Source organism: Nitrosospira multiformis (assembly GCF_900110185.1).
Lineage (GTDB): Bacteria > Pseudomonadota > Gammaproteobacteria > Burkholderiales > Nitrosomonadaceae > Nitrosospira > Nitrosospira multiformis_A.
Genome location: NZ_FOCT01000003.1, coordinates 100,425 through 113,241, shown reverse-complemented (window position 1 = coordinate 113,241; position 12,817 = coordinate 100,425). Strand labels below are relative to the sequence as shown.

General features: G+C 55.3%; 11 protein-coding genes. 5 read left to right on the top strand and 6 right to left on the bottom strand.

The genetic code is table 11. From position 1 onward, the window contains the following. Positions 1-126: 126 nt before the first annotated feature. The 4 genes from cysM to BMY01_RS04555 all read right to left on the bottom strand — a co-directional run bounded on the left by cysM (position 127) and on the right by BMY01_RS04555 (position 3,370). The gene (cysM, locus tag BMY01_RS04570) at positions 127-1,014 is read right to left on the bottom strand and encodes a cysteine synthase CysM (protein WP_074744746.1); all 888 of its coding nucleotides are present in this window, start codon (positions 1,012-1,014) and stop codon (positions 127-129) included. A gap of 161 nt (positions 1,015-1,175) precedes the next feature. After that, positions 1,176-1,493, bottom strand: a complete 318-nt coding sequence (locus BMY01_RS04565) for a ComEA family DNA-binding protein (RefSeq protein ID WP_368086229.1) — start codon at positions 1,491-1,493, stop codon at positions 1,176-1,178. 32 nt (positions 1,494-1,525) lie between these two features. Next, positions 1,526-1,984: a single-stranded DNA-binding protein gene (ssb, locus tag BMY01_RS04560; protein ID WP_074744744.1), complete on the bottom strand. Its 459-nt coding sequence runs from the start codon at positions 1,982-1,984 to the stop codon at positions 1,526-1,528. Further along, positions 1,985-3,370 (bottom strand): MFS transporter, encoded by a 1,386-nt coding sequence (locus tag BMY01_RS04555; protein WP_074744742.1) that lies wholly within the window; start codon positions 3,368-3,370, stop codon positions 1,985-1,987. Between the two features lie 112 nt (positions 3,371-3,482). On the opposite strand from BMY01_RS04555, the gene uvrA reads away from it, so the two are divergent. From uvrA to BMY01_RS04530, 5 genes are all read left to right on the top strand, one after another. Continuing rightward, complete coding sequence (gene uvrA / locus BMY01_RS04550) at positions 3,483-6,317, top strand: excinuclease ABC subunit UvrA (RefSeq protein WP_074745117.1); 2,835 nt, start codon at positions 3,483-3,485, stop codon at positions 6,315-6,317. Positions 6,318-6,345: 28 nt separating this feature from the next. Then, on the top strand, positions 6,346-7,701 hold the full coding sequence (locus BMY01_RS04545) for a glycerate kinase type-2 family protein (protein ID WP_074744740.1): 1,356 nt from the start codon (positions 6,346-6,348) through the stop codon (positions 7,699-7,701). A 181-nt stretch (positions 7,702-7,882) separates the two neighbouring features. After that, on the top strand, positions 7,883-8,587 hold the full coding sequence (gene phoB / locus BMY01_RS04540; protein WP_074744738.1) for a phosphate regulon transcriptional regulator PhoB: 705 nt from the start codon (positions 7,883-7,885) through the stop codon (positions 8,585-8,587). A 40-nt stretch (positions 8,588-8,627) separates the two neighbouring features. Continuing rightward, positions 8,628-9,920 carry a phosphate regulon sensor histidine kinase PhoR gene (gene phoR / locus BMY01_RS04535; protein WP_074744736.1) on the top strand — a complete coding sequence of 431 codons (1,293 nt, stop codon included), beginning with the start codon at positions 8,628-8,630 and terminating at the stop codon, positions 9,918-9,920. 151 nt (positions 9,921-10,071) lie between these two features. Then, complete coding sequence (locus tag BMY01_RS04530) at positions 10,072-10,638, top strand: NUDIX domain-containing protein (RefSeq protein WP_254772603.1); 567 nt, start codon at positions 10,072-10,074, stop codon at positions 10,636-10,638. A gap of 19 nt (positions 10,639-10,657) precedes the next feature. On the opposite strand, the gene BMY01_RS04525 is transcribed toward BMY01_RS04530, so the two are convergent. Then, a complete protein-coding gene (locus BMY01_RS04525; protein ID WP_074744732.1) occupies positions 10,658-11,512 on the bottom strand; it encodes a PA4780 family RIO1-like protein kinase in 855 nt (284 codons plus the stop codon). Between the two features lie 100 nt (positions 11,513-11,612). Continuing rightward, positions 11,613-12,719 carry a molecular chaperone DnaJ gene (gene dnaJ, locus BMY01_RS04520; RefSeq protein ID WP_074745115.1) on the bottom strand — a complete coding sequence of 369 codons (1,107 nt, stop codon included), beginning with the start codon at positions 12,717-12,719 and terminating at the stop codon, positions 11,613-11,615. Positions 12,720-12,817: the final 98 nt, after the last annotated feature.

Here is a 12,817-nt window from a genome sequence, read left to right as displayed (position 1 = left end):
GGGGTATGACGAGGGAAGCCGATATGTCCCCGTGCCATTGGCCATGCTGGGATGCGTGCCTAACCCCAACCTATTGCTGCTCCCCTGCTACGGCTCTCCGACCCGTCTACCCCCTGAAACCAATAATCACGCAGGGAAAACACCGGTGGAAAGGTAACGGTCCCCTCGGTCGCAAACGATCGAGACGATCGTTGCATTTTCTGTTTCCGCAGAAACCTTGAGCGCCGCGGCGAGCGCGCCACCTGACGAAATCCCTGCAAAGATTCCCTCTTCTGACGCAAGCCGCCGCGTCATTTCTTCGGCTTCCTTCTGGGAAACCAGCATGATGCGGTCTACCTGACTCGAATCATAGATTTTTGGCAAATAGGCTTCAGGCCATTTGCGGATACCGGGAATCTGGGCACCCTCTTCCGGCTGCACACCGATGATCCGGACCCCGGATTTCTTCTCCTTAAAATAGCGGGAGCAACCCATGATCGTTCCGGTCGTGCCCATGCTGCTCACCAGATGAGTAACTTTTCCTTCGGTATCGCGCCAGATTTCGGGAGCAGTACCTTCATAATGGGCGCGTGGGTTATCGGGACTGGAAAACTGGTCGAGGATAATTCCCCGCCCCTCGTCGCGCATGCGCTCGGCCACGTCGCGCGCTTCTTCCATGCTACCCTCTCTGGAAGTGAGTATGATTTCCGCTCCGTACGCCTTCATCGATTGCCGGCGCTCCACACTGAGATGCTCGGGCATCACCAGCACCATGCGGTAACCCATGATTGCAGCCGCCATGGCGAGCGCGATGCCGGTGTTACCGCTGGTGGCCTCTATCAACGTATCGCCGGGCTTGATTTCCCCGCGCTCCTGCGCGCGCGTAATCATCGACAAAGCGGGACGGTCTTTTACCGAACCCGCCGGATTGTTCCCTTCCAGCTTCAGGAGAATGGCATTGGTAGTGTTTCCGGGCAGGCGTTTGAGCTTGACCAGAGGCGTATTGCCGACAAAATCTTCTATGGTTTTGAACATGACCTGTCCGACTTGTGAAACGTCACAACGAATTCCCGCAGTAGCCGGAGTGGCGCGTAGTGATCGTAGGAGATGGGGTAAAAGCGTAACTTCGATAGTAGATGGATGCGGTCAAGCCTTCACCCATTCCGCAATCTGCGGCACCAACCGGTATGCGAGGATTATTCTCTGGCAGCAGGCTTGTGCTCCTTCCTGGCTGCCGCGCCACCGCCGACAGTGATATCCTTGCGCAGCTTCTGAACCGTGGCGGGACCAATGCCGCTTACGTTCTGCAAATCGTCCACCGACTTGAAAGACCCCTTCTTCTTGCGATAGTCGAGGATCGCCTTGGCTTTGGCCGGACCGATTCCCTGAAGACTTTCCAGTTCGGCCTGACTAGCGGTATTGATATTGACAGCCGCGAATGTCGCTCCGCTAAATACGAACAGCGTAATAAGGAGAAGAAACAGTTTGGTCATATTTCTAGCAGATTCGGTCATGCAGCATCTTGCAGCCATGTCGGAAAGTCGCATCAGAACGGAATATCATCATCCATATCATCAAACCCGGTGCTGCTTCTCGCAGGCGCCCTGCCGCTGGATGAACTCGGCGCGAATCCGCCTTCTTCCCTCTCCGGAGCTTCATAGCTGGTTCCACCGGGCTTGCCGCCGAGCATTTTCATATCGGTGGCGATGACATCGGTGGTGTAGCGTTCGACACCGGACTTGTCGGTCCACTTGCGCGTCTCCAGCCGTCCTTCGACATAGACGGAGCGTCCTTTCTTGAGGTATTCGCCTGCGATCTCAGCCAGCTTGCGGTAGAAGGTGACGCGATGCCACTCGGTTTTTTCCTGCTTTTCGCCGTTCTTGTCTTTCCAGGTCTCGGTTGTTGCCACGGTGATGTTCGTTACCGCGTCACCGTTCGGCATATAGCGCGTCTCAGGGTCCTTGCCGAGGTTGCCGATGAGTATGACTTTGTTGACTGATGCCATTTATGCTTCCCCTCCAAGTAATTGAGCAACGCCTTGCTCATCAAAACCGCGCATATCTACTTTCAGGTAAGCCACCCCTTCGCTCGCAAGTACGAGCGCCTCGTGTACTCCCGGCAGCGCCGCTAGTTGCCGTGAAAGTCCGTGGGCGGTGCCGGTATCCATTACCTGCACGTGGTACATCCTGGTACGAACAGCCGCGGGCGCCTTCATGGTAACGGCAAATATCAGCCACAACATGAGAAGCACGGCACAGAATGCAAACAATGCGGCACTCCCGTAATGTTGATAGAGATAGCCACCGGCGCTGGCACCAATAAACGTACCCAGGAACTGGACACTGCTATAGACACCGATGGCGGTGCCTTTTGCCCCTACGGGAGCGATCTTGGAAATGAGCGAAGGCAGGGTCGCTTCCAGCAGGTTGAAGGCGGTAAAGAATACCAGCAGGGCTCCTGCGGTGCCCCATATCGAATCGAATGTAAAAGCCAGCAGGATCTGGCTTACCAGCAGTACAGCAACGGATATGACAAACACTTGCTTAAGCTTTGCCTTCTTTTCGCTGTAGATGATCACTGGAATGATCAGCAGCATGGAAATGACCAGCGCGGGAAAATAGATTTGCCAGTGATCATCCGCTGCGAGCCCTGCCTGCCGCAGCGATAGCGGCACCACCAGCCACAGCGCCATCAGCACGGCGTGCAGTGCGAAGACACCAAAATCGAGCCGCAACAGTTCCGGATTTCTTAAAACATTGGAAAATCGCCCAGCGGATGCTTCCGTATCCGAATGAAACCGGCTGTCTGTCGGGTTGGGAACCACTCGCGAAACCACGATCATCGCCAGCAGCACCAGCACGCCTGTCATAAAAAAAATTCCGGGCACGCCAATCATGCGGTTGAGAGATGGCGCAATGACCAGCGACAGCGCGAAGGTAGTCCCTATCGTCGTGCCGATCGCTGCCATTGCCTTGGTGCGATGCTCTTCGCGTGTGAGATCCGCGGCAAGCGCCATCACGGCTGCCGAAATCGCCCCTGCTCCCTGGATGACGCGGCCGGCGATTACCCAGTAAATATCCGTTGCCGCGGCTGCGACAAAACTGCCCAGGGCGAACAAGAGCAGTCCACCGTAAATCACCGGTTTGCGACCGAAGCGATCAGACAGCCAGCCGAACGGGACCTGCAATATCGCCTGCGTCAATCCGTATGCCCCCAATGCAATCCCGACCAGCGTGTAGTTGTCGCCTCCCGGCAGATGTTCGGCATAAAACGCGAATACCGGGAGAATGATGAACATTCCCAGCATGCGTAGGCCGTAAATACTCGCCAGGCCCGCGATCGCGCGTACCTCTGTGGGTGACAGTTTCTCGGGAGACGATGAGGGGGACATGAATCAGATTGGGAAAACGCGGAAACTTGAGTATATTAACAGGTTTGGCCGGTTCTCAGGTAGCCTTGCCTCGGTGGAGGAGCAGGCGCCGGACCGTCAGCGAAAGGAGTCAATGGAACTCATCAAGATCCGCGGTGCACGCACGCACAATCTCAAAAACATCAACCTCGATCTGCCGCGCAACAAGCTTGTCGTCATTACGGGTCTGTCCGGATCGGGCAAGTCTTCGCTGGCGTTCGACACGCTCTATGCGGAAGGCCAGCGGCGTTATGTGGAATCGCTTTCGGCATACGCCCGCCAGTTCCTGCAATTGATGGAAAAACCAGATGTCGATCTGATTGAAGGATTATCGCCCGCCATCGCCATAGAGCAGAAAGCGACTTCCCATAACCCGCGTTCGACTGTCGGCACTGTCACTGAAATACACGATTACCTGCGCCTGCTTTTTGCGCGGGTAGGAGATCCGCAGTGTCCCGATCATGGCATCACGCTGACTGTGCAGAGCGTTTCCCAGATGGTCGATCATGTGCTGTGCCTGCCGCCGGATACCCGGCTGATGATTCTTGCGCCACTGGTAGTGGGGCGCAAGGGCGAGCAGGTGGACTTGATCGATGAACTGCGCGCGCAAGGTTTCATCCGGCTGCGGGTCGACGGAAACGTATACGAAATCGATGCCCTGCCCAAGCTGCAAAAAAACCAGAAGCATACGATCGAGGTGGTAATCGACAGGCTCAAGGTTTCGCCGGATTCGAAGCAACGGCTGGCGGAATCATTCGAAACAGCGCTACGCCATGCCGAGGGGCGCGCGCTGGCGGTAGAGATGGATTCCGGCGCGGAACATCTTTTTTCAGCCAGGTTCAGTTGCCCGATATGCAGCTATTCGCTGCCCGAACTCGAACCCCGTCTGTTTTCGTTCAACAACCCGATGGGCGCCTGCCCCAAATGCGATGGACTGGGCAGAATCACCTTCTTCGATCCCAAACGGATCGTCGCGTTTCCGCATCTGTCATTGGCGGCCGGCGCCATCAAGGGATGGGACAGGCGCAACCAGTTTTATCATCAGTTGCTAGCAAGCCTGGCCAGCCATTACGATTTTGATCTGGAAGTGCCTTTCGAGCAACTGAACAGCCATATTCAGGACCTCATCCTGAATGGATCCGGCAATGAAAAAATCATGTTTTCGTATCTGAACGAAAACGGATCGAGAAATTATCGCAAGCATACGTTCGAGGGAATCATTCCCAACCTGGAACGGCGCTACAAGGAAACCGATTCAGTTACCGTACGCGAGGAACTGGCGAAATATCTGAATTCCCAACTCTGCCCTGACTGCGCGGGAACGCGCTTGCGGCGGGAAGCACGCCATGTGCATGTAAGCGGCATGGCAATATATGAAATCAATGCCTTGCCGCTGAAAGAAGCAAAGGTTTTTTTCGACCAGGTGACGCTGACCGGTCATAAACTTGCCATTGCAGAGAAGATCATCAAGGAAATCTCGAGCCGTATATCATTTCTCAACAATGTCGGACTGGACTACCTGTCGCTGGATCGGTCCGCCGATACCTTGTCCGGAGGGGAATCCCAGCGCATTCGGCTTGCCAGCCAGATTGGATCAGGTCTCACCGGCGTGATGTATGTGCTCGATGAGCCTTCCATCGGCCTGCACCAGCGGGACAACAGCCGCCTGCTGAAAACCCTCAAGAACCTGCGCGATCTCGGCAACAGCGTGATCGTGGTGGAACACGACCAGGATGCAATACTGACTGCGGATCACGTGATAGACATGGGCCCCGGGGCTGGTGAGCATGGGGGCGCCATTATCGCTCAGGGTACGCCGGAAGCTATCCAGCGCGACGCCGGCTCACTTACCGGAAAATATCTCTCGGGCGAATTGACCATAAGCACCCCCGAAAAACGCACCGAACCGAAAAATGACCGCTGGCTGCGGATTGAAGGCGCATCGGGAAACAATCTGAAAAACGTCACCCTGAACCTGCCGGTGGGATTGTTCGTTTGCGTTACCGGTGTATCCGGCTCGGGTAAATCCACGCTCATCAACGAAACGCTCTACCAGGCTGCTGCCCGGCATCTTTATGGCAGCGCAATAGAACCCGCCCCCTATCAGAATCTGGAAGGACTGGCGTTTTTTGACAAAGTAATCAGCGTGGACCAAAGCCCCATTGGACGCACGCCACGCTCGAATCCAGCTACTTATACCGGGTTGTTCACTCCGATCCGGGAGTTATTTGCGGGTGTGCCACAGGCGCGGGAACGCGGCTATGGACCGGGGCGGTTCTCGTTCAATGTGAAGGGGGGCCGTTGCGAAGCCTGCCAGGGTGACGGCATGATCAAGGTGGAAATGCACTTTCTCCCCGATATCTACGTATCATGCGATGTCTGCCACGGCAAGCGCTATAACCGCGAAACGCTGGAGATTCAATACAAGGGAAAAAACATTCATGAAATCCTGCAGATGACGGTAGAGCAGGCGCACGAATTTTTCAGTCCCGTACCCGTGGTGGCACGCAAGCTCCAGACCTTGCTGGATGTCGGCCTGGGTTATATCAGTCTGGGTCAATCGGCAACGACGCTTTCAGGCGGCGAAGCGCAACGGGTGAAACTGTCGCTGGAGCTCTCCAAACGGGATACCGGGCGTACGCTCTACATTCTGGATGAACCCACCACCGGACTTCACTTCCAGGATATCGACCTCCTGCTCAAAGTATTGCATCGATTGCGCGACCATGGCAATACAGTGGTGGTGATCGAACACAACCTGGATGTGATCAAGACTGCAGACTGGATTATCGATCTCGGCCCCGAAGGCGGCGAAGGTGGCGGTGAAATCATCGCACAGGGCTCGCCGGAGGAAATAGCAGCAAATGAAAGAAGCTTTACCGGGCATCACCTCAAGGGCATGCTGGAGAATTTTCACGCGACCATCTGAATGCACTGTTGAGAGGTAAAGGCGCGTCATGAACCCTCGGGCACTCCTGCTCAACAGCTTCGATGCCGCACTCGCCGCAGCCGATCCGCTGCGTGTCGTATCCCCGCATCTTGCTTCCGTGTCATCTCGCGCGTTTGCAGTCAAACAGCATGAAGGCTGCATTCGGGACCGTATCAGGGACCATGTCGGGGGACGGACCCTGGTGGTAGGCGCAGGCAAGGCTGCGGCGGCAATGGCGCAGGCTGTGGAAACCCATTGGCCCCAAGAGATGCCTTTGAGCGGAATCATACTCACCCGCTATGGTCACGGCCTGCCCCTCGAGCGAATCCAGTTGATAGAAGCAGGCCATCCGCTACCCGACGAAAGGGGGGAGCAAGGGGCCCGCACCATTCTGGCGGAAATAGAAAAACTGGGAGCTGGCGATTTCCTACTGTGCCTGCTGAGTGGAGGCGGCTCCAGTCTTCTGTCGGTACCGGTAGCCGGCATATCGCTCGATGATCTCCGCGATGTCACTACCCAACTGCTACGCAGCGGTGCAGCCATCCAGGAAATCAATACTGTACGAAAGCATCTCTCTGCGACAGCGGGCGGGCGACTGGCGGCTTCGAGCCGTGCTCCGGTGCTGGCACTGATCATTTCCGATGTGACAGGAGACGATCCGACCTATATTGCTTCCGGCCCCTGCGCATCTGATCCCACGACGTTCTCCGATGCGCTCACCATACTCGAACACTATAAAATCGATGCCTCGGCAGCCGTGACGGAAACGTTGCGTGCAGGAGTGGAAGGTAGGCTCAGGGAGACACCCAAACCCGGAGATGCCGTTTTCGATCGGGTGGAAAACCGGGTGATTGCAACGGCGCATGCTTCACTCGTGGCAGCAGCGGAATATTTTTATGCCCAAGGAATTCCAGCTGTAGTGCTGGGGGACTCCGTTACCGGGGAAGCGCGCGAGGTGGCAAAGGTCTTCGCCGCACTGGCGAAGGAAGTGCGGCAACATGGGCAGCCGTGGAAGCTGCCGATAGCCCTGATCTCAGGAGGCGAGACGACGGTCACATTACGGAAAAATGAACAAGGATATAAGAAGGGCGGACGGGGCGGTCGCAATACTGAGTTCCTGCTGTCACTCGCCATTGAGCTGAACGGTGCAGCAAACGTCTACGCGCTCGCATGCGATACCGACGGCATAGACGGCACTGAAAACAATGCAGGCGCACTCATCACGCCGGACTCCCTCAGGCGTGCCACCGAGTGGGGCATGAACCCTTCATCCTTGCTAACCTGTAATAATGCCTATGCCTTCTTTGAAGCGCTGGGCGATCTAGTCACGACCGGTCCGACCCGAACCAACGTCAACGACTACCGCGTCATTCTGATTTTGTGAATCTTCGACAGAGGTTCGAATCCCTCGATGCCGCCGGAAACCCCTCTCGGCTTGACGATACCTGTTGCGGAATCTCTCGCTGCTTGCAAATGTCACAAAACCGCAATACTGTTTACATATCATCGAAATATAAGAAAAAATCAAAAACGGAGAAGATTCTGACGATAGAAGGAATGATCTAATGGCAGCAACGATACTGGTGGTGGAAGATGAACCCGCGATCCAGGAACTGATCTCGTATAGTCTCCGGCAGGCCAAGCATACGGTTTCCTCGACGAAAAACGCAGAGGAAGCCATGAAAATCATCAATGATACGCTGCCTGACCTGGTGCTCCTGGATTGGATGCTACCCGGGATGAGTGGCGCGGATTTTGCCCGCATGCTGCGGCGAGCCGCCCGCACCAAAGATATTCCCATTATTATGCTCACCGCTCGCGCGGACGAGAGCGACAAGGTGACCGGCCTGGAAAGTGGTGCCGACGATTACATTACCAAGCCTTTTTCACCCCGGGAACTGCTGGCGAGAATCAAGGCGGTGCTACGGCGGCGCGCTCCCGAAGCCGCCGACGATGTTGTGGAGATCGGTGGACTGCGACTGGATTCGGCAACCCATCGCGTCACTGCGAATGAGATTGAAGTCGCGCTCGGGCCCACCGAATTCCGCTTGCTGCACTATCTCATGACTCATTCCGAACGGGTGCATAGCCGTTCCCAATTGCTCGATCAGGTATGGGGCGATCATGTATTTGTCGAGGATCGTACCGTGGATGTGCATATCCGCCGTCTGCGCAAGGCCCTCGAAAACGTCGACAAGGATGGATTGGTGCAGACAGTACGAGGCGCCGGCTATCGCCTCTCGGCAGGGCAAGCGGTGAACGCGGGATGAAAGCTGGAATGATCTGTTGTAATCGTTCCAACTGACGTTCGTGTCCGGTTTCTGGGGGCATTTTGCCACTCTCGTACTGATTGCCGTTGTAAGCGGAGTACTGATGACTGTGTCTGGCGCAGCCGGGGCACTGACATTTTATGTCATCGTTCTGTTCCTGCTGGTCCTGCGCCACTCGCATAATCTGAAGCGACTGGACCGATGGCTCCATAGCGAAGAAGCTGGGCTACCCGACAGCTCCGGCAGATGGGGAGATGTATTCGCGCGCCTGGCCCGGCTCATGCGCGATCAAAAACAAAACCACCAAAACCTCAGCTCCGCTTTGGAGCGTCTGCGGCGCGCCACCTCAGCCATGCCCGAGGGGGTAGTCATCCTCGATGAAATGGACCGCATCGAATGGTGCAATCCAGTGGCCGAAAAACATCTGGGCATCAATGCCAATCTCGATACCGGACAGCATATTACGCATCTGATGCGTCAAACCCAGTTCGCCGAATATCTCGCTTCGCGGAATTACAAGGAACCCCTGGTGATCAAACAGCCGCGGCAGCACGAGTTGACGCTCTCACTGCAGTTCGTTCCTTATGGCGACAAGCAGAAACTGCTCCTCAGCCGTGATATAACCAAGCTTGAAAGAATCCAGACCATGCGCCGCGATTTTGTGGCCAACGTCTCGCATGAACTGCGCACGCCTTTGACCGTCATCGGTGGGTTTCTCGAAACACTGTCGGACGATAATCAATCCGATCCTGATATGCGCAGATGGGCATTGGAATTGATGAGCGAGCAGACGCGACGCATGCAGAGCCTGGTGGAAGATCTTTTGACTCTGTCGCGCCTCGAGGATACGGAAAACCAGGTGCGCGAGGAGCACGTCAATATACCGGAAATGTTGCGAACGCTGTATGAGGAAGCAAAATCGCTGAGTGCAGGACACCATCGCATCACGCTCAAGCTCGATACAACCACAAAACTCCTGGGCAACCTGTTTGACCTGCGCAGCGCCTTCATCAATCTGATCAGCAATGCTATACGCTATACTCCGGATGGGGGGAATATAACGCTGCGCTGGGCAATTCAGGACGGGCGAGGTGTATTTTCGGTGCAGGACACCGGGATAGGAATCGAACCCGAACATATCTCGCGCCTGACGGAGCGTTTTTATCGCGTGGATCGTGGCCGATCGCGTGAAACAGGGGGCACCGGCCTGGGTCTTGCCATTGTCAAGCACGTGCTCAGCGGCCACCAGGCGAAGCTGGAAATTACCAGCGAACCGGGCAAAGGTAGTCGCTTCAGCGCAGTGTTTCCGGCTACCCGGCTTCTGATACAGTAAAGTGAGTGAATAGTAGCCTGCTGCGCGCGGTATAATCGGCTGCATACCATTTCCCCGGAAAGCGGATATCGGACACAACGAGCAGTAGAATAAACAGATCCACTGCGGACAAGATATCACTAGTCATCGCATGAAGAGACGTACCGTTCCTATGTCCAAAACCCGGCCTGAACATCCCGACCTTACCGAAACCACTGTCAGCAGTCAGAAGGTTTTTGAAGGCGACCTGCTGCATGTCTACCAGGACCATGCACGCCTCCCCGACGGCAAGGTTAAAATACGCGAATACATCGCGCACCCTGGGGCGGTGGTCATTATTCCATTGCTCGACAATGGCGAACTGGTACTGGAACGTCAGTTCCGCTACCCGCTGCATCGGGATTTTTACGAATTGCCCGCTGGAAAAATCGACTCCGGGGAGGACCCACTCGTGTGCGCACAACGGGAACTACTGGAAGAAACCGGTTATACAGCGAAAAGCTGGCGTTATCTCACCACCCTGCATCCCTGCATCGGTTACTCAAACGAGAAGCTGATCTACTATCTCGCGCAGGAACTCACCTTCGAGGGCGCGAGCCTCGATGACGGAGAACACCTGGAAGTATTTACCCTGCCTCCGGCAGAAGCACTGGAATGGGTAAAAGAAGGAAAAATTACCGACAACAAATCGGTTTCAGGTTTGTTCTGGGCGGAGAAGATATTGAGAGGAGAGTGGTAAGCTGCAATGCGCAGCTCTGTCACTGCGTTAAACGTAATGAACGATAAAGTTGCCGTGCCTCTTCTTCCTTGAGTGTGTCGTTGATTTCGCGCATGACACTCTTCATGTCAACCGGGTTCTCAATGTGCTCGAAGTAGCCAGTCAGAACACTTTCCGGGTGCAGCTTGCTGCTTTGGTAGAGGGACCATATTTCCCTGCCATAATTGGTGGCCCGCAACTCAGGCGCAAAGCGACCGAAGTAAGTAGCCAGATTTTCGACATCTCGCAAAAGCATTTCCAAAGCCTGAGTGTTGGCCGCAGCATCGATGGCTTGAGGCAAATCGATGATGACAGGCCCCATGCTGTCGACCAGCACGTTGTATTCAGACAGATCGCCATGAATAATTCCGGCGCAAAGCATGCGCACCACCTGCGTGATCAACGTGAGGTGATATTCGCGTGACATCTCAGGGGTGAGTACGAGATCATTGAGCCTTGGAGCCGCATTGCCCTCGCTGTCGGTCAACAGTTCCATCAGCAGTACGCCCTCATGGAAATTATAGGGCTTGGGCACGCGCACACCCGCAGCGGCGAGACGGTACAAGGCATCCACTTCGGCATTTTGCCAAGCTTCTTCCTGCGCTTTGCGTCCATAGCTAGTACCTTTTTCCATGGCTCGCGCACGACGGCTGTTTTTTACTTTGCGACCTTCGGTATAATTCACACTCTGGCGGAAACTGCGCTTATTGGCTTCTTTGTAAACTTTGGCGCAACGTATCTCTTCTCCGCAGCGCACCACGTAGACTGTGGCTTCCTTGCCGCTCATCAACTGTCCCATGACCTCGTCGATAAGGCCATCCTGGATTAGCGGTTCAATTCTTTTTGGGGTTTTCATTAATGCCGTATCTACGCTCCTGGCATCGTAGCCAATATGAAGTGACGCATCTTCCGAATTAACCCTAAGTTGCCACTAATTGTAACTACTGGAACAGAACTCACTCCGCAAAAAACTCCCGGACCTTGTCCATCCAGGATTTTGCACGCGGGCTGTGACGAGAGCCGTCTTCCTGGTTGATCGTTTCCAACTCCTGCAACAGCTCTTTCTGTCGAGGGGTAAGCTTGACCGGCGTCTCCACCACGACATGACACAACAGGTCGCCCGGGTTATTGCTGCGCACACCCTTGATACCTTTGCCGCGCAGTCGGAAGATTTTTCCGCTTTGTGTTTCCGCCGGTATCCGGATTTTGGCATGCCCTTCCAGCGTGGGAATCTCGATCTCGCCCCCCAGTGCTGCGGTCGTGAAACTGATGGGCATTTCACAGTGCAGGTCGTTGTGGTCGCGCTGAAAGACTGAATGAGGCGTCAGGTGAATGACAACATACAAATCCCCTGGAGGACCGCTGTTGACCCCCGCTTCGCCTTCCCCTGATAAACGGATGCGATCGCCTTCATCCACACCCGCCGGAATTTTTACGGATAACGTCTTATGGTGTTTGACGCGACCGGAACCGCCACAGGTATTGCATGGGCTGGAAATGAATTTGCCGCTGCCATGACACTTGGGGCACGTCTGCTGGATCGAGAAGAACCCCTGTTGCATCCTCACCTGTCCGTGGCCATTGCAGGTAGGACAGGTGGTGGGTGAGGTGCCAGGTTTTGCCCCGCTGCCATGGCAGGTGCCGCAGGCATCCATGGTAGGAATGCGAATCTTCGTTTCGGTTCCGCGCGCCGCCTGTTCCAGTGAAATTTCCAGGTTATAGCGTAGGTCTGCCCCCCGGTAGACGTTGGCTTGGGCGCTACGGCCCCCGAAAAGATCACCGAATATATCGCCGAATGCGTCAGCAAACCCCTGGGCTCCGCCGCCCCCCATGCTGGCATCCACTCCGGCATGGCCATGCTGGTCGTACGCTGCCCGCTTCCGGGGGTCGGAAAGTATCTCGTAGGCCTCTTTTGCTTCCTTGAAGTGTTCCTCTGCTTTCGGGCTATCCGGATTACGATCCGGATGATATTTCATCGCCAGCCTGCGATATGCTTTTTTTATTTCATCCTCGCTGCTGTCGCGATTAATGCCCAGCACTTCGTAGTAGTCGCGTTTGCTCATATAGTCTTCTTGAAAATTTGGCAGCACGGAGAGTAGCGGACCAGCTTAAGCCAGCTTCCTCTCCGGGACGCCAAAACGCAGGATGCGGAAAGAAATGA

Excerpts from the sequence above, each read along its gene's own strand:
- phoB (WP_074744738.1), top strand. The coding sequence starts at position 7,883 with ATGGCAGCAACGATACTGGTGGTGGAAGATGAACCCGCGATCCAGGAA.
- BMY01_RS04545 (WP_074744740.1), top strand. The coding sequence starts at position 6,346 with ATGAACCCTCGGGCACTCCTGCTCAACAGCTTCGATGCCGCACTCGCC.
- uvrA (WP_074745117.1), top strand. The coding sequence starts at position 3,483 with ATGGAACTCATCAAGATCCGCGGTGCACGCACGCACAATCTCAAAAAC.
- BMY01_RS04530 (WP_254772603.1), top strand. The coding sequence starts at position 10,072 with ATGTCCAAAACCCGGCCTGAACATCCCGACCTTACCGAAACCACTGTC.
- BMY01_RS04565 (WP_368086229.1), bottom strand. The coding sequence starts at position 1,493 with ATGACCGAATCTGCTAGAAATATGACCAAACTGTTTCTTCTCCTTATT.
- dnaJ (WP_074745115.1), bottom strand. The coding sequence starts at position 12,719 with ATGAGCAAACGCGACTACTACGAAGTGCTGGGCATTAATCGCGACAGC.
- BMY01_RS04555 (WP_074744742.1), bottom strand. The coding sequence starts at position 3,370 with ATGTCCCCCTCATCGTCTCCCGAGAAACTGTCACCCACAGAGGTACGC.
- ssb (WP_074744744.1), bottom strand. The coding sequence starts at position 1,984 with ATGGCATCAGTCAACAAAGTCATACTCATCGGCAACCTCGGCAAGGAC.
- cysM (WP_074744746.1), bottom strand. The coding sequence starts at position 1,014 with ATGTTCAAAACCATAGAAGATTTTGTCGGCAATACGCCTCTGGTCAAG.
- BMY01_RS04525 (WP_074744732.1), bottom strand. The coding sequence starts at position 11,512 with ATGAAAACCCCAAAAAGAATTGAACCGCTAATCCAGGATGGCCTTATC.